The sequence below is a fragment of the Brumimicrobium sp. genome, from assembly GCA_023957385.1.
Lineage (GTDB): Bacteria > Bacteroidota > Bacteroidia > Flavobacteriales_D > Crocinitomicaceae > Brumimicrobium.
The window spans coordinates 1326919-1344451 of record JAMLGZ010000001.1 but is presented as its reverse complement, the minus strand read 5'-3'; the positions used below and the strand labels follow the sequence as shown (position 1 = coordinate 1344451).

Here is a 17533-nt window from a genome sequence, read left to right as displayed (position 1 = left end):
TAAATATACGGAGTAATCAGAAAGTTATTTTAGTTTATCTGCCTCTTCTTGTGCTTTCTTCATAATATCATCAGCTTGTTTCTGAGCTTCATTTTCAATCTTTTTGGCTGATTTTTCTCCTTCATCTCTAAGTTGTTTGGCTGTTACTTCTGCAGCAGCCTTTTTGATAGGATTAGCACCAGCCTCTGTTATCAATTTCTGTGCATTTTTGTTTGCCTCATCCCTTGTTTTATTTGCTAATTTTTTTGCTTCTGCTTTTACATTATCGGCTTGTTTTTGAGCCTCATCCATAATTTTCTGCTTCTGCTTTTCTAGTTCTTCCTTCGCTTGATTGATTTTGTCATCCACAATCGCTTTCACTGTGTCCTTCACCTCTTTCACCTTATCATCTACTAAGTTTTTGATATTATCTTTAATATCTCCACCCATCTCCATCAACTTCTCTTTCATATTCGTCTTTATCTTTGGGTCGGTAATGGTGTTTGTTACCAGCGCTGTTACGGGGATTTTTTCAGGTAATTCCTTTATTTCAAAGAATGGAATTTTCTTCGCTTGAGCAATTGCTTGTTCGGCCACCTTCATTACAGAACCTGGAATTTCGCTTTTGGGGATTTCCATCTTTATCTCATAATCAATATCTTGATTTAAAGAAGTGTTACCTCCTATTACTGTATTAATTTTACCCATTTTAACATTAAATGGTTTCACAAATACTTTTCCATCTGTAAATTCAAATGTTGCTTTAATATTCTCCAAAGTTTGACTTTTTAACTTATTCATTTGAAGAGCATCTGCCAATTTATCCAACGGTTTAAAATCAGAAACTTGAATTTTACTAGAGAAAAAAGAACCATTTCCATTGAGTGAATTATACACTAAATCAAGAGATGGAGTCAATTTCGTATTCATGGTAAAGTCAGAAGAGATCGAACCTTTCACGTATTTAGCAATAGGAGCCAACTTATCAATAGTCAAGAAATTATTAGCTAATTGCTGAATATCTAATTCTTTTAGACTGTAACTAAACTCCATATTTGGATTTTGGGCATCTTGCGTGTTGAATTTACCACTCAAACCAATACTTCCTCCCATTGCATTCATGGAAAGGTTTTCCAGATTTGCTTCTTGATTCTTCAACATCACCTTACCTTTGACATTATCCACATCAATCCCGTTGTATTTAGCTTTATCCACTGTAGTTAGCAACGTAAAATCAATTTTATCAGGAATACTGATTGGCTCATCACTTCCGGTAGTTTGGGCTACCGATTCCTCAGTAGTTTCAGTTTCTTCAGAAGCAGGTAGAATTTCATCTAAATCCAGTACATTAGAATGATAATTAAACAAACCTTTCAATTCCTCTCCTTTAAAAATGTAAGCCATATAATTCTCTACGTTCCCACTCATCTTAAAATCACTTTTTCCCATGGTAGCATCTAAATTGGCTAGTTTTAATTGTTGAGGTGAGAACTCAAATAGCATGTCTGCAATATCTACAGGAGCTGGTAAATCAGCAGATGTATATCTAAATTCTTTTAATTGAAGTGTTCCTTCTGCCTTAAATTTATCGTATTGTTCTTTTTCAATAGCAGACATTCTTCCTTCTAAAGCCAAGTTAGATGTGAGTTTTCCATTTAACTGTTGAGTTTCCTCCATAGGATACACTTGTTTAATGGTGGTCAAATCAATTTTCGCATCAATTTTAGACTTCATAAATGGGTCTGTTAAAGGGTTTTTCATATAGAAATTTGCATCTATCGTATTACCTACAAAACTTGCTTTTAGCTGATCCACATCAATAGTCATTTTATCTAAATCAGTACCTCCAGGAAATTTTGACCCAGCTACAATTTGAACATTATTGATATTTGCTGGCATATCAGGATATTTTATAGACGCATCTGTTACTTTCAAATTCACATCCCAAGCTGGCAAATTATCTTCATCCATTTTCCCTTTAACAAAGGCATCCAAACTCAAATTACCTTTAGCTACCATACTTTCATATCCTGTTAGATAAAAGGTTGGAATTAGAGACAATAATTCTTTAAAACTTGTTTTATCAGCATTTAATTTTAAATCTATATTGTCATAATCTTCTAACATTTCATAAAATCCATCAAAAGACAGATTTAAAGCATTTAAAGACAATGTATTTTCTTTCAATGTAAATTTACTACTTTCATCTTTAAACTCCATTAACAGATTCATATCCAGGTTCGTTTTCACTTTGTTTAAGTAACTCATGTTATCCATTTTGAAAGTAAGTTCATCAATAGATGTTAGTGTTTTAAAGTCAATCACATCTGCTGTCAAATCTCCTTTTCCGGAATGATTTAAATTCTTAATCTCAGCGTATAAGTTAGAAGCTCTATCATTAAAAATGATATTACCATCTTTGATTTCATAATATTCTAAAGAAAATTTAAATGGAGAAGATTCGGTCGCTTCTTCTTCTTTTAATTCTTCATCTGACTTTACTATATCGTAGTTAGCAACACCTGAAGGTAAAATCTGTACGTTTATATTTGGTTCAATTAGGCGAATAGAACGTACACTAATGTCATCCATTTTAACAACACTCCAAAAATCTAATTTAGCTTCTAATGATTTTAAATCTACTAATTTAATACCTTCAAAATCATCTTTACCTATAATGGAGACATTATCGAATTGTAATTTCAATTTTGGGAAAGTAGAAAAGATAGTTAAATCAAAATCACCTACGGCTACTTCTGCCTTTAGCATTTTATTCGCTTCTGCTAATGCCAAATCCTTTAATTTATCTTTAAAAAAGAATGGAATAGCAATAATAATCCCGATTAACACAACCAAGAAAATACCAGTGTACTTTAAAATTCGACCAATAATTGATTTTTTCTTTTTTTCTCCCTGTGAAGTCATAAATTTGTGATTTGAAATTTTATAATAAATAATACGTTATTTAGCTAAATTAATTGATTTTACAATTCAAACATTAAAGAGTTCAATTTTTTATGAAATATATTTCTATAATTACCCTATTTTTAATTTCATTTTCGTCTTTTTCTCAGATCATTACAGAAGGTAATTCATCTCCCGTACAAGAAGAAACGTCAAAAAGTGAAAAATCTGTTAAAGTAAAGAAAGAAAAAGTGAAACGAGAGAAATCTGGTATTGAATTATATGTCGGCTTTACCCCTTCTTATACATACCGAACACTTAAAGTAAATGAAGGTTTATTTGGAGAACCTCTTGGCATGAAATCCGATGAAAAAGGAGTTTGGACAACAGGATATTTTTTAGGCGTTCGCAATCCTCTCTCTAAATCCTTTAAATTAGATATCGGCATTGGATATTCATCCAATAAAGAACGTTTTTCTTATGCTAGTAGTGATTCACTCTATAAATACACAAACTCATACCGCCACATTGCTGTTCCTTTAAAAATTGCATACACCTATGGGGAAAATATCAAACTCTATGCGGGTGCAGGAATTATACCAAGGGCTTTCTTATCCATGAAAAGAGAATTAACCACTTTTGATAAATATAAGAATGAGCAAACGGAAAAATTCATTATCCGTGATAAATTCAATTTTATCTTAATAGATGCCGTAGTTGACCTAGGAGTTCAATTTAAAATAGGGAAAAATGCGGGAGTATTTATCATGGGAGAGGCCAGCCGACAATTAAATAATAACTATGTAAAGCAAGGACCTTATATTCGTAAATCTTGGGCTGTAGGTTTAAATTGTGGGATAGAGATTTATTTGTAAATCAACTCTCTTTTCTATTCATCACTTCCGTTTGATGACGAATAGATTCTTCGTGAATAGCATCTAGAATCTCTTTCATAAACTCTTCGGACAAACCTAATGATTTTGCATTACTCAATCGTGTTTCCAATATATTTTTCCACTGTTCCGTCTGCAAAATTGTAATTTGATGATCTTTTTTATAGGCACCTATTTCTTCTGCAATCTTCATCCTATCCTTTAATAAAGAAAATAATTGGTCATCAATTGCTGCAATACGTTTACGTGCATTCTGGATACTACTCTCTTCTTTTTGTTGAATAAATTCACTTCGAAGAATCAAGTTTTGAATTAGTTCTTTATATGCTGCAGGAGTAATTTGTTGTTGAGCATCTGACCAAGCTTTTTCAGGAGTATTGTGTACTTCAAGCATTAAACCAGCATAATTCAAATCAAGTGCTTTTTGCGCTAATGAAAATAGGCCTTCGCGTTTTCCTGAAATATGACTTGGGTCTCCAATAATAGGAATATCCGATCTCTCTTCCTTTAAAGCAATCGGAATTGCCCAGTTTGGGACGTTTCTGTACTGAGGATGATTATATACAGAAAAACCACGGTGTATAGCTATAAGGCTAGTTATTCCTGCATTTTCAAGTCGTTCGAAAGCCCCTAACCACAACATTAAATCCGGATTAATAGGGTTTTTCACCATAATAGTCATCTTCACTCCTTTTAGCGCATCAGCTATATCTTGTACAGCAAAAGGGTTAGCCGTGGTTCGCGCTCCAATCCATAAAACATTAACTCCAGCCTTTAAGGCTTCTTCAACATGCTTTGCATTTGCTACTTCCGTGGCAACAGGAATATTAACCGATTTCCCCGCATTCACTAACCAAGGTAAACCTATTGCTCCCACACCTTCAAATGAATTAGGACGTGTTCTAGGCTTCCAAATACCACCTCGTAATAAAGCCGGTGCACATTCCCTTTTTAACTCTTGGGCAATTGTAAATACTTGCTCCTCACTTTCCACACTACAAGGTCCAGCAATCAGAAAGGGTTTTTTAAGTTGCTTAATATCTAATTCCATGTTACCACTTTACTTTTTTAAACTCTCCTCCAGTTAAATACAAAGTATCCCACGTATTATACGTAGTAGCCATGGTTGCTTGAAAATATCCCGAAATTGTATTTTTAGTATGATCTATTTCAGTAAATAAAACAAGACCCGAAACATATTTTGCATAAGAGGCATTTTTAACCACTCCATACGTATCAAGCGTATCTATAGGTCTTCCTCCTAAAGAATCTCCTGCACCAAGATTTAAACGAATATCAATTGTATCATTCTTAAAGCGCAATTTCCATTCAGGAGATTTAATCAGTTGAATATCAGAAAAAGAAACCAATTTACCTTTTATTTTTACGCTTACGTAATTTTCAATCACGGTTGGTTTATAATTACAAGGCGGACACACACCTCCACAATCCGTTTTCTCCTCCTTTTTTGAATCAAAAATCCCATCATTACAAGATTGTTCTTTTTTGCAAGAAAGTAAACCTATAGAGATTAAAGCATATAATAGGATTTTAGTTTTCATCCAACTCAAATTAATGTTTTCGTATATTTGTAAAAAACCAAAAGTACTGAATTTACCAACAACATACAAAACTTTAAAAGCACAATCCGGAGGAATCTATAAAGAAAAAGGTTCTAAGTTTATAGGTATTGCCGTTCCATGCTCCACCGAAATCCAAGCAAAAGAATTTTTAGAAAAATGGCGCAAAGAACATTTTCAAGCTAGACATCTTTGCTATGCATATCGATTTGGAGCTAATATGGAGATTTATCGTGCCAATGACGATGGCGAACCCTCTAATAGTGCTGGACCGCCTATCTTAGGTCAGATTCAGTCATTTGAGCTAACCAACGTGCTTATTGGGGTTGTCCGTTATTATGGCGGAGTGAAATTAGGTGTTGGTGGACTTATCAATGCTTACCGTACAGCTGCTAGAGAGGCACTCGAACAAGGAGAAATCATAACTTCTATAGTAAAAGATATATTTGAACTCAGTTTCTCTTATGAAGAAATGCCATTTATCATGAGTGTAATTAAGGAATCAGATATCGCTATTCTTCAACAAAATTTTGAAGGAGACTGCACCTTACTTATCGAATCTCCTATAACGATAAGCCCTACCTTACTTAATAAACTCGAATCTTTCTCAACACTTTCAATAAGAAAATCTTCTTACGTATAATTTATTTAACATTTTATACGTTTTAAAAAAAACAAGCGTTAATCTTGGTAGAAAACTAACAATTAAATATTTATAGATTTATTACAAAAAGAAAAATGAACTAGAGTGATAAAATTACTATAAAACAAATGTGATAATTCCGTAATTATTACATTTTAAAAACTATTTTTGGACATTATTTCAAAAGATGACTAGATTTTTAAGTGCCTTTGTATATTACTGTATCGCGATGCCAATATCGCTTTTACCCTTTTGGGCACTCTATATCATCTCTGACATTGTTTACATACTTACCTATTACATAGTTGGTTACAGAAAAAAAGTTGTTCGTGAAAACCTAAAAAATTCTTTTCCTGAATTCCCTGAAGAGAGATTAAAAAAGATTGAAGAAGGTTTTTATAAGCACTTTGCAGATTTTTTAGTAGAGAGTGCAAAGTCATTGACTATTTCCGATAAAGAAATTAGAAAAAGATGTAATATCATTAATCCTGAATTGGTCAACAAATATTATGATGAAGGAAGAGATGTTATGATTTTATGCGGGCATTACAACAACTGGGAATATTATGCTGTAGGATTAGCACAACAGATGAAACACAAAACCGTAGCTGTATATCAACCTTTAAAAAATGACTTTTATGACAAGAAAATTTTAAACTCTCGTCAACGTTTTGGATTAAAAATGCTTAGCATACGAGAATTTCCTCGTTTTCTAAATGAAAAAGAGTCTATGCCACCCACATTAAGCGTAGTTATCAACGACCAGTCACCACGTGATGTGCAGCATGCTCATTGGAATACTTTTCTCAATCAACAAACTGGATGGATGCCTGGAGGTGAGAAATTAGCCACTAAGCACCAACAAGCGGTTGTTTTTGGAACTATTTATAAGAAAAAGAGAGGTTTCTATGAAGTAGAATTCTCCCTAATTACTGAACATCCTGAAAACGAAGTTGAAGGTTTTATAACAAATAAACATTCTCAATATTTAGAAGAAGTCATTCGAAAAGAACCTCAATATTGGCTTTGGTCACATAGAAGATGGAAATATCAGCCACTCGAAGTGGTATAATCTACTCAAACCAGACATCTACAATTACTTCTTCTCCAGCATATTCATTAATCCGTTGAATAATCACACTTCTTCCATATACCAATTCATCACGCATTACAGATGAATTCATTTTGAGGTGAAGTATTTTATTTCGAATATAAATTTCCTGAGTTCGATGTGCCACTCCTTTCCCCATGAGTTCAGGCCACGCAGCAACGACATCCAATTCTTTCATCTTAGGAGCCAAGCCCCATGCTTTAAACATTTTGGAAATAATTTTTTCTAAATTAGTATCCTCTTGGAATCGTTCTTTCTCATTCATACTGCGATTTCATTTTCTTCCACAATAGTGTTTTGATTGACATAAAAAGCTTTATATGGTATTCCATTATTCTCAAAGATTGAAGCAATTCTATCTTTATCAGTATCTGTAATTAGAACCTGACCAAAACGTTGATTATGCACCATTTGCATCAAACGCTCTACCCTACTATTATCTAATTTATCAAAAATATCATCTAATAGTAAGACAGGTTTTTTCTTGAGGTTTTCTAAGAGCCACTCATATTGAGCTAAGCGTAAAGAAATTAAATACGATTTCTGCTGTCCTTGAGAGCCAAACTTTTTAATATGCTGACCGTTGATTGTGAAAATAAAATCATCTTTATGCGGTCCCACCGAAGTATTTCCTCTTTGTCGATCTAAAAACTGAGCTTGAGCTAACAAATCGGAAAAATCTCCTTCCGACAATTGAGAACGATAATTCAAGTCTACCACTTCTCTATCATTCGAAAGCCATTGATAGTATTTTTGAAAGATAGGAATAAAATCAACCATCATTTGCGCACGTTTCTGATAGATTCGGCAACCTATTGTTACCAATTGCTCATCCCAAACACTTATATCTTCAAGTTCAAAAAAGCCTCTATTAAACATGTTTTTAAGTAAGGCATTCCGTTGTTCTAATACCTTGTTATATTTAATTAAATCATTCAAGAAATCACGATCGAATTGAGAAATAATACTATCAAGCCATTTTCTACGTTCCTCACTTCCTTCTGTAATTAAATCACGATCATACGGAGAAATCATTACGCAAGGATAACTACCAATATGATCTGACAGTTTTTCATAGGCTACTTTATTCTTGCTAAAAACTTTTTTCTGGCCTCGTTTTACACCACAATAAATAGTATCAGTACGCTCTTCATTTTGCCAAGTTCCTTGGATCATGAAAAAGCCTTCATCAAATTGAATGTTCTGAGAGTCAATTGGATTTAGATAAGAACGACACATACTCAAATAATATAAGGCATCCAAAATATTGGTTTTTCCTACACCATTAGCACCAATAAAACAATTGATATCGGGTGATAATATGATATCCAATTGCTTGTAATTTTTAAAATTTACTAAGCTTAATTTTGATAAATATTGATGCTTGTCCACGTTGTAAAGATACGAAAATGTAAGAAAGAAATAAGAAAAATACTTCTTAACAATTTACTTTTTATAAAATCTTAGTTTTAGATTAAAAAAAAACTTATTTTTGCAACTTGAAATTTGCTAATTATGAGTGATTACATTACAAAAGAAGAATTATTAGAACAATTTAAAGGAAATAAGATTTTAAAAATCTCAACCTATGCTGTAGGAGCAGCTGTTCTTATCGTGCTAGTAGTACTTGCCTACCAGAAGTTTATTTCTGGTCCTAAGAACGAAGCGTCTAAAGCTGAAATAGCAGACGGAATCATGTATATGGAAAAAGATTCTACCCAAGCTGCTATTGATGAGTTTGAATATCTTGCAAAAGAATACAAAGGCTATGCAGGTGGAAAAATTTCTAGCTATGCATTGGGAAACCTTTATTTTGAGCAAGGGAAATATGAAGAAGCATTAAACGAGTTGAAGAAAGTTAAAATTGACGATACGTATTTAATGACTTTAGCGATTGGTACACAAGGAGATTGCTACTCAGAATTAGGAGATTACAAAAATGCTGTTAAAAAGTATATTGAAGCAGCTGAAAGAGTTGAAAATGATGCAACTACTCCTGTATTTTACTTTAAAGCTGGACTAAATGCCGAAGAAGCAGGTGATTACCAAAAAGCGGCAGAATATTACCGTATTATTAAGAACAAGTATTTGACTTTTGCGAATCAAAAACAAATTGAAAAATATATCACAAGAGCCGAAAACTCAATCGTAGAATAATGGCAACAGCAAATAAGAATCTATCTCAATACGATAAAAATACTATTCCAAACGGTGCCGATTTCAAAGTCGGCATTGTTGTTTCAGAATGGAACGATAATATTACTTTTAATCTTCTAAAAGGAGCGCAAGAAACACTTTTAGAGAACGGAGTAAAAGCGAAAAATATCACTGTAAAATACGTTCCAGGAGCGTATGAACTACCTCTAGCCTCTCAATGGTTACTAGAAAAGATAGAAATTGATGGAGTAATAGCCATAGGTTCTGTTATTCAAGGTGAAACCAAACATTTCGATTTTGTTTGTCAGGGAACTGCCTTAGGAATTAAAGATGTCGCCCTAAAATTCAATAAACCTGCTATTTTCTGTGTCCTAACTGATAATACTTTACAGCAAGCTATCGACAGATCAGGTGGGAAATATGGTAACAAAGGAACTGAAGCTGCTGTGGCTTGTATCAAAATGATTCATTTAAAAAAAACAATATAAAAATTTAAGAAATGACCCTAATCAAATCTATATCTGGTATCCGAGGAACCATTGGTGGGAAGGTAGGTGAAGGACTTTCCCCTGTGGACGTGGTTAAATTTGCCGCTGCCTACGGAACATGGCTACAAGAAATTAATAATGCACGTCAATTAAAAGTAGTTATCGGAAGAGATGCTCGTTTATCTGGGTCAATTGTAAGTAACTTAGTAATCTCAACCCTAAGAAGCTTAGGAATTAGCGTACTTGACTTGGGTCTTTCTACCACTCCTACAGTTGAAATGGCTGTAATCACTGAAAAGACACATGGAGGGATTATTATTACTGCAAGTCATAATCCAAAAGAATGGAATGCGCTAAAATTATTAAATAATCTGGGTGAATTTATTTCAGATACAGACGGAAAACGCGTACTTGAAATTGCTGAAAAAGAAGAATTTGATTTTATAGATGTTGACAAACTCGGTAAAATCACACAAGATCACGATTATATCCACAAACATATTGAAACTATTTTAAGTTTGCCTTATGTGGACAAAGAAGCTATTGAAAAAGCCGATTTCAGCATTGTAGTGGACGCTGTAAATTCAACAGGGGGAATTGCCGTTCCTTTATTGTTAAATGCATTAGGACTATCGAAAGTAATAGGACTAAATTGTGAGCCTACTGGTATCTTTGCGCATAATCCTGAACCACTTCCCAACCACCTAGTTGAATTATCCTCTTCTGTCGTTGAAAACAAAGCAAATCTTGGAATTTCTGTCGATCCCGACGTAGATCGGTTGGCTTTAGTGTGTGAGGATGGTTCTATGTTTGGGGAAGAATATACCTTAGTTGCTGTAGCTGATTATATTTTAAGTCAAAAAGGTGGGGCAACTGTTTCCAACCTTTCCTCTACCAGAGCTTTGCGAGATATCACAGAAGGACATGGATACCAATATGCTGCATCAGCTGTTGGTGAAGTAAATGTAGTAACCAAAATGAAAGAAATCAACGCTGTAATTGGCGGGGAAGGAAATGGAGGCGTTATTCTCCCTGAATTACATTACGGAAGAGATGCTTTGGTGGGAATCGCTTTGTTTTTAACCCATTTAGCAAAATCAGGTAAGAAAGTTAGCCAGTTAAGAGATTCTTATCCAAAATATGTGATTTCTAAGAATAAGATTGAATTAACACCAGAAACAGACGTAGATAAAATTCTTTCTGATATACAGAAGAAATATGCGAAAAATGAAATTGATACAGCAGATGGTGTAAAAATATATTTTGAAAAAGAATGGGTTCACCTAAGGAAAAGTAATACAGAACCTATCATTAGAATTTATGCAGAAAGTAAAGATGAAGTAAAAGCTAATACTCTAGCTGAAAATATCATCTGTGAAATCAAGAAATTAATGCATGAGTCATGTGAATCATAGAAGAGTTGACTATGAAAAGTGTTTATTTAGATAATGCTGCAACTACTCCCCTTGCCCCTGAAGTATTAGAGGAAATGATTCCTTGTTTGCAAAATGAATTTGGTAATCCATCCTCTACGCATGCTTTTGGTCGACAAGCAAAAGGAATCCTTGAAACTGCGCGAAGAAAGGTAGCAGGATTCTTACAAGCCAAGCCTTCTGAAATCATCTTCACTTCAGGTGGATCAGAAGCTGATAACATGGTATTCAATATTGCTGTAAATCAATTAGGCGTTGAAAGAATTATCACTTCATCTATTGAACACCACGCGGTAACCCATTCCGCAGAACATGTGCATCATACAAGTCATGTAGAATTAGTTTTTGTTCGTCTCACCCCAAATGGACATGTAGATTTATCTCATTTGGAAGAATTGCTTCAAGATGAGCGTAAAAAAACACTTGTTTCATTAATGCATGGAAATAATGAAATAGGCAATTTGCTCCCTCTAGAAAATGTAAGCCTTCTTTGTCAGCAACATCATGCTTATTTTCATTCTGATACTGTGCAATCTATGGCGCATTATCGGTTTGATTTACAAAAAACGTATATTGACTTTATTACATGTGCAGCTCATAAATTTCATGGTCCAAAAGGAGTTGGTTTTCTGTATATAAACAGTCATGTAAAAGGCTCTCCTTTAATTTTAGGTGGTTCTCAAGAGCGTGGTTTACGTGCTGGTACAGAAAATTTATATGGAATTGTCGGCTTAGCAAAAGCTATGGAGTTAGCTTATCAAGACTTAGAAAAACATGCGAATTATATTCAAGGACTCAAATCCTACATGATTGAACAATTAAAACTACACATCAAAGGAGTTGGCTTTCACGGTGATATTACGCCAGCAAATAGCTTATATACCGTTTTAAATGTATGTTTACCTGAAACATCAAAAGCATCCATGCTGTTATTCACCCTAGATTTGAAAGGAGTAGCCGCTTCAGGAGGATCTGCTTGTGCATCGGGTAGCAATATAGGATCACATGTATTAGCCGGAATCAAAGCCGATATGACAAAACCTAATGTACGTTTCTCTTTCTCTAGATACAATACTACAGAAGAAATTGATTATGCAATCGGTGTATTAAAAGAAATTTACGAAGAAAAATAAGTAAGATACTACTTCCCCATTTCTCTGAGCCAAAATGCTCCTAATTTATTTCCTTCATAAGTAAAGTGATAACGAGACCTAGTAGTTGTACCCATTTTTATATTCGTTATTTCCATCATTCTCTCTCCCCTAGCTATCCATAATTTAAAAGGTTGACCTACTGACAAATCAGCTAGAAAACCTGATAAGTTACTATCATTCACACGGTATCCATTGAAAGCAATAATTTCGTCATCCACAGATAATCCTGCTTTTTCTGCTTCACTTCCTGCTAGTACGCTAGTTATCACTACTCTTCCACTTCTTATAGAATATCCTATCCCAATACTTTGATTAACCTCATCAATTCTTTCAATGAATAACCCAAGAGGTCTCATGAAATCTTCATAAGGTATTGTTTCCACCCCATCTATATATTTTATAAAGAAATCATCCATATTTTTCCCTAAAAACTTACTCAATTCCTCCTTAAATTGAGTTTGTGTGAATCCAACATTCTTTGTTGCATAGTATTTCTGATAAAGAAGTTGCATGAAATCGGACAAATCCTTTTTTCCATTATATTTTTCAATAATCATAGCATCTAATACCGCTCCAATCAAGCCACCTTTTGAGTAATAAGAGACTTCTGTATTTCTACTATTTTCATTAGGTCTATACGACTTAATCCACGCATCATATGAAGAATGACTTACTGGTTGAACCTTATTTCCTGGAGTGCCTTCCACATAATTTAAAGTACCTTGTAGTTTAGTTAGATAACTTTCTTGTGTATGGTAACCTGCTCTCAACAAGATAATTTCACTATAATATGAAGTAAATCCCTCCATTACCCATAATAAATCGGTATAATTTTCATTGCTATAATCAATGTCAACCAAGGCACAAGGTCGTAGTCGTTTAACATTCCAAACATGGAAATATTCATGTGCAACTAAAGATAAAAAACCACGATATTTTTCTTTGCTATATATCCATTTACTAACGTTTAACGTAGTAGAATTCATATGTTCAAGTCCACCATCACCATCATCCGTATTATGTACAATAAACAAATATTCTTTATTTGGATTCTGACCAAAAATAGTTGTCGCAGCCTCTACAACTCTTGCCATATCCTTTTTCAATATTTCGATGTCATAATTCCCTTCACCGTACATGGCAACCGTATGTTTTACACCAGCAGCATCAAAATGAAAAACTACTTGATTTCCAACTTCAAAAGGTGAATCAGCTAATTCATCAAAATCAGAAAACAAAAACGTTTTTGCACCACTATCGGTTGACACGCCATCGCCTGCTATTTTTAGAGGAGCTGAAATAGTTGCAAAATCGGCATGAGGAATGACCTTTACTTGACCTCCAAGATGTTTATACCCTTCAGGGAATGTAAATACATTTGTTCCATTAAAAAAACCATGTGTTTTATCTAGAAAAGCAGTTCGTACGCCTAAATTAAATGCATAAGATTCATATTTTACAATAACTTTCTTGGCATTCCCTTTTTCAATTTCCCATTTATTTTTTGAAACCTTCTTTACATTCAAAGAATGATTATTTTCATCAAATGCACGAACAAGATTTACATTTTTTGGGTATTCACGAATTAAATAAGATCCTGGGGACCATACAGGCATCACTAAAGTGATTTTCTTCTCTTTAAAGTTATTTAGTGTCGTTTGAATATGGAAATAATGCGTTTCTGGATTGGGCATAGAAATTTCGTGAAAAATTTGTTGTCCATAAATTGAAATGCTAATACAAAGAGTTAATAGTAGTCCCAGAAATTTCATATTTTTATTATAGAATTTTACCAAAGATACAATTAAGAAAAAGAAAATAGTAAATTTGTATCTATTAATAACAATATTTATTCTATGAAATATCTATATGCTCTGACATTATTCACTTTGCTTTTTGCTTGTAAAACAGAAAACCATAACGGGGGGGATAATACATCCGACAAAGAATTTATTGAGTTACAGAATAAAGTAGCACAATTAGAATTAGAAAATAAACACAAAGATTCAGTTATTAATGAAGCTATTTCTTTTTTTAATGAGATTCAAGAAAACCTCCTTCGCATTAACCTAAAAGAAGAAGAAATTCGAGTAAAAAGCTCTAACCCTGAGTTATCTAAAGAGGATCAAGATTGGATATTACAGGAAATTCAAAACATTAACTTTTTACGAAATGAAAATGCTAAAAGTATTAAAGCATTAAAAAATCAATTAGCTTCTCAAAACATTAAAATCAAGGAATTACAGAGTATGGTTGATAGATTAACTGTAGATATTCAGGAGAAGAATAAGGAAATTAATAACCTTAAAATTGAATTAGCTGACTTAAACATGGAGTATGCTGCATTATTTGATGAATATCAAGAACAAGTGGAATTAGCCTTAGATGTGATGAAGGAGATGAATGAAGTTTTCTATGCATATGGAACAATGAATGAATTAGTTGAGAATAATGTCATCGTAAGAGAAAAAGGATTCATTGGGATAGGTAAAAAAACAAACGTAGCTGAAGAATTTAATGAAGGATATTTTCAAAAATTAGATAAAACAAAAGTAAAACAACTCACAATTATTGGTAAAAAACCAGAAATCATTACAGATCATCCAACATCAAGCTATCAATGGGATGGAAACAAGTTAATCATTTTAGATCCTTCTAAGTTTTGGAAAATCTCTAGATATCTTGTGATTGTTGTAAAATAGAAGGTAGTTTGCTCGTTTGTTCCTACCGGTACATTTTGGCATCATTCTTTCATACGTCATCTGTCGTATTTTTTATGAAAGACGTTCTTCTTTCAAAAAAAATTATAAATTTACAATTATTATAAATTCTAAAAATTTAACCTTTATGAAAAAAATCTTATTATCATTGCTTTTTATAGCACCTTTATTTGTCTTTGGACAAAAATTTAAAGTTATCTCAGGAAGCTTGACACCACTTGTTAGTGAAAAGAATTTCAAAGTTGAATTCGATTTTTCTGAAGTAAAATATTACAAAGAAAATATGTCTGAGGAGAAATACATCCAACGTAGAATTGAGAAGAAAGATGCAGAAGATATAAACACTATTAAAGAAGAATGGCAAAAGACTAAAGATGTTAGATGCCCAGATAAATTTTTTGCTGCTGCTGGAAAACATAGCAAAATCCGTAAATATAGCGCAGATGCTGATTCAAAATACACTTTAATTGTTAAACCACAATGGATTTATCCAGGTTGGTTTGGTGGGGTTATGAAAGAACCTTCTAAATTAAACTGTAATTTCGTATTTGTTGAAACAGCAAATCCAAGTAATGTTGTAACAACTATTTCTTGTATTGGTGCTGTAGGTGATATTTACCCTGTTGGTATTCCAGTAACAAACAATCGTATTGCTGAAGCATTTGCTCAAGGTGGTGCTGCCTTTGTTAAATTTATCGATAAGAAAGCAAAGTAATAAACTTATAATAAAAAAGAGGCTGTCTTGGATCAAGACAGCCTCTTTTTTATTATAGTTAACCCGTTGTACATTTACAAAAGATAAATAAGATCAATAATTTCTACTATATTATAGATTGTAATGGATTTGTAAAGATGTAAGAATTAGAATTTATTAAAAATATACCCCGAGCACCAAGGTTCTCGAGGTGACAATTGTATCGAGGGCTGACACCATAATCTACATTTTATACTAAATGCACAACAAGTTTATTTGTTTTCTAGCATATTGAATATTTTCTCAGATATCTCTTTTGCATACAGGCGTGAACCACAAATATGACAACCATCTATTTCGTAAAACTCTTTAGGGGAATTAGCATGTTCAAAAACTAATTTTCCATGAGAAATAGGAACTACATCATCCTCATGACTATGAATGACTAGAATTGGTTTATGGAAATTGGATACTGATGATTTAGAACTATATTGTTCTTTGACAAACCACCGACCAATAAATCCTGCAACATTCGCCGCAATATCTTTGTGTGACGAAAACCCGCCTTCAATCACTACGGCATCAATATCATTGTTTCTTAATGATGATAAAGAGCCAGCTAAGTTCCCACCTAATGACTGCCCATAAATGACTACTTTGGTTCCTTTTACGCGTGGATCTTTTAAAACATAATCAATCGCAGAATTTCCATCTTTAATAACAGATTTACGTTTTGCTTTCCCTGTAGAGAACCCAAAACCGCTATAATCAATTGCAAATGTCTGAAAACCATATTCTAACATTTTTGTTGTTGCAAAATGTTGCATAGGTAGAGATCCAGCATTTCCATGAAAATGGATGAGTGTAATTTTTGGCTCTACATCTTTTGGGATTAACCACCAACCATTTAGTTGATTCCCGCTTTCACTATCAAATAAGACACTTTCTATTGTATAATTAAAGGAGACTGTGTCATTTCCCTTTTTGATGTAGTAAGGTTGATGATTTTCATCTTGAAAGGCAACTGTAACAGTGTCGTTTTGGATAATTAATTTTGTTTGCGTTTGCTCTTGATTATACGTTGTTGGTTGTAAAAACATATTGTTAAATGCACAAGAACCAAGTAGAAGAGTTAATGCTATGAGAGATATACTTACTTTCATTATTAGTTTTGATTTTTAATTTCTTCCCAAGTTTTATACATATTTTCTTGAGAGGGTCTATTCGATTCTTCTTCCATAAGAGGCTCACAAGGTTTTAGGGTGTCCTTACATTCTTGAGGGAGTCTTTGGTATAAGGTGGTTCCCATTGTTTTCCATTGTATCATTTCGTCACTTACTTCTTTAATGATTTTAGCAGGGCTCCCAACGACCAAACTTCGACGTGGAATATTCATTTTCGCAGGAACAAAACACAATGCACCAATAATAGATTCTTCTCCTATTTCAGCATCATCCATAATTACAGCATTCATACCAATCATACAGTTCCTGCCTATATGCCCACCATGAACAATAGCTCCATGGCCAATATGAGCCGCTTCTTCTAAAATAACGGTTGTGCCTGGAAACATGTGTATTGTACAATTCTCCTGAACATTACAGCCATCTTTTAGAATAATTTTACCCCAGTCACCACGTATGGCTGCTCCTGGACCTATATATACATCTTTTCCAATAATAACATTCCCAGTTACTGTTGCATTGGGGTGAACAAAACTAGAAGGATGTATAACAGGTTTAAACCCATTAAATTCGAAAATATTTGCCATAATTTT

Annotated in this window: 17 protein-coding genes; 9 read left to right on the top strand and 8 right to left on the bottom strand. The window is 33.4% G+C overall.

Features of this window, described 5'->3' with window-relative positions; all coding sequences use genetic code 11:
* Window positions 1-24: 24 nt before the first annotated feature.
* Window positions 25-2904 carry a hypothetical protein gene (locus tag M9897_05940; protein ID MCO5268416.1) on the bottom strand — a complete coding sequence of 960 codons (2880 nt, stop codon included), beginning with the start codon at window positions 2902-2904 and terminating at the stop codon, window positions 25-27.
* A gap of 92 nt (window positions 2905-2996) precedes the next feature.
* Between M9897_05940 and M9897_05935 the strand changes: the two genes are divergently transcribed.
* Window positions 2997-3758: a hypothetical protein gene (locus tag M9897_05935; GenBank protein ID MCO5268415.1), complete on the top strand. Its 762-nt coding sequence runs from the start codon at window positions 2997-2999 to the stop codon at window positions 3756-3758.
* A 1-nt stretch (window position 3759) separates the two neighbouring features.
* Here M9897_05935 and M9897_05930 read toward each other — a convergent pair whose 3' ends face one another.
* Window positions 3760-4827 carry a bifunctional 3-deoxy-7-phosphoheptulonate synthase/chorismate mutase type II gene (locus M9897_05930; GenBank protein ID MCO5268414.1) on the bottom strand — a complete coding sequence of 356 codons (1068 nt, stop codon included), beginning with the start codon at window positions 4825-4827 and terminating at the stop codon, window positions 3760-3762.
* 1 nt (window position 4828) lies between these two features.
* A complete protein-coding gene (locus M9897_05925) occupies window positions 4829-5338 on the bottom strand; it encodes a hypothetical protein (protein MCO5268413.1) in 510 nt (169 codons plus the stop codon).
* Between the two features lie 13 nt (window positions 5339-5351).
* On the opposite strand from M9897_05925, the gene M9897_05920 reads away from it, so the two are divergent.
* The gene (locus M9897_05920; protein MCO5268412.1) at window positions 5352-5999 is read left to right on the top strand and encodes a YigZ family protein; all 648 of its coding nucleotides are present in this window, start codon (window positions 5352-5354) and stop codon (window positions 5997-5999) included.
* 187 nt (window positions 6000-6186) lie between these two features.
* The gene (locus tag M9897_05915; GenBank protein ID MCO5268411.1) at window positions 6187-7071 is read left to right on the top strand and encodes a hypothetical protein; all 885 of its coding nucleotides are present in this window, start codon (window positions 6187-6189) and stop codon (window positions 7069-7071) included.
* Window position 7072: 1 nt separating this feature from the next.
* Here the strand turns inward: M9897_05915 and M9897_05910 are convergent, their stop codons facing one another.
* Both M9897_05910 and recF read right to left on the bottom strand, forming a co-directional pair.
* Window positions 7073-7375 carry a DUF721 domain-containing protein gene (locus tag M9897_05910; GenBank protein ID MCO5268410.1) on the bottom strand — a complete coding sequence of 101 codons (303 nt, stop codon included), beginning with the start codon at window positions 7373-7375 and terminating at the stop codon, window positions 7073-7075.
* A complete protein-coding gene (recF, locus tag M9897_05905) occupies window positions 7372-8442 on the bottom strand; it encodes a DNA replication and repair protein RecF (GenBank protein MCO5268409.1) in 1071 nt (356 codons plus the stop codon). The genes M9897_05910 and recF overlap by 4 nt, the downstream gene beginning before the upstream one ends.
* A gap of 183 nt (window positions 8443-8625) precedes the next feature.
* On the opposite strand from recF, the gene M9897_05900 reads away from it, so the two are divergent.
* Genes M9897_05900 through M9897_05885 form a run of 4 tightly spaced genes read left to right on the top strand, consistent with a single transcriptional unit; the run spans window position 8626 to window position 12321 of the window.
* Window positions 8626-9267, top strand: a complete 642-nt coding sequence (locus M9897_05900; protein MCO5268408.1) for a tetratricopeptide repeat protein — start codon at window positions 8626-8628, stop codon at window positions 9265-9267.
* Complete coding sequence (gene ribH, locus M9897_05895; protein ID MCO5268407.1) at window positions 9267-9755, top strand: 6,7-dimethyl-8-ribityllumazine synthase; 489 nt, start codon at window positions 9267-9269, stop codon at window positions 9753-9755. Before M9897_05900 ends, ribH begins: the two co-directional genes overlap by 1 nt.
* Window positions 9756-9766: 11 nt before the next feature.
* Window positions 9767-11170, top strand: coding sequence for a phosphoglucosamine mutase (gene glmM / locus M9897_05890; protein MCO5268406.1), 1404 nt, complete (start codon window positions 9767-9769; stop codon window positions 11168-11170).
* Between the two features lie 11 nt (window positions 11171-11181).
* Window positions 11182-12321 (top strand): cysteine desulfurase, encoded by a 1140-nt coding sequence (locus M9897_05885; GenBank protein MCO5268405.1) that lies wholly within the window; start codon window positions 11182-11184, stop codon window positions 12319-12321.
* An 8-nt stretch (window positions 12322-12329) separates the two neighbouring features.
* Here the strand turns inward: M9897_05885 and M9897_05880 are convergent, their stop codons facing one another.
* Window positions 12330-14114 (bottom strand): PDZ domain-containing protein, encoded by a 1785-nt coding sequence (locus M9897_05880; protein MCO5268404.1) that lies wholly within the window; start codon window positions 14112-14114, stop codon window positions 12330-12332.
* Between the two features lie 84 nt (window positions 14115-14198).
* Between M9897_05880 and M9897_05875 the strand changes: the two genes are divergently transcribed.
* On the top strand, window positions 14199-15044 hold the full coding sequence (locus tag M9897_05875) for a hypothetical protein (GenBank protein ID MCO5268403.1): 846 nt from the start codon (window positions 14199-14201) through the stop codon (window positions 15042-15044).
* Window positions 15045-15189: 145 nt separating this feature from the next.
* Window positions 15190-15777, top strand: coding sequence for a hypothetical protein (locus M9897_05870; protein ID MCO5268402.1), 588 nt, complete (start codon window positions 15190-15192; stop codon window positions 15775-15777).
* A 251-nt stretch (window positions 15778-16028) separates the two neighbouring features.
* On the opposite strand, the gene M9897_05865 is transcribed toward M9897_05870, so the two are convergent.
* Window positions 16029-16919 carry an alpha/beta hydrolase gene (locus tag M9897_05865; protein ID MCO5268401.1) on the bottom strand — a complete coding sequence of 297 codons (891 nt, stop codon included), beginning with the start codon at window positions 16917-16919 and terminating at the stop codon, window positions 16029-16031.
* 2 nt (window positions 16920-16921) lie between these two features.
* Window positions 16922-17527, bottom strand: coding sequence for a transferase hexapeptide repeat family protein (locus M9897_05860; protein ID MCO5268400.1), 606 nt, complete (start codon window positions 17525-17527; stop codon window positions 16922-16924).
* Between the last annotated feature and the right edge of the window lie 6 nt (window positions 17528-17533).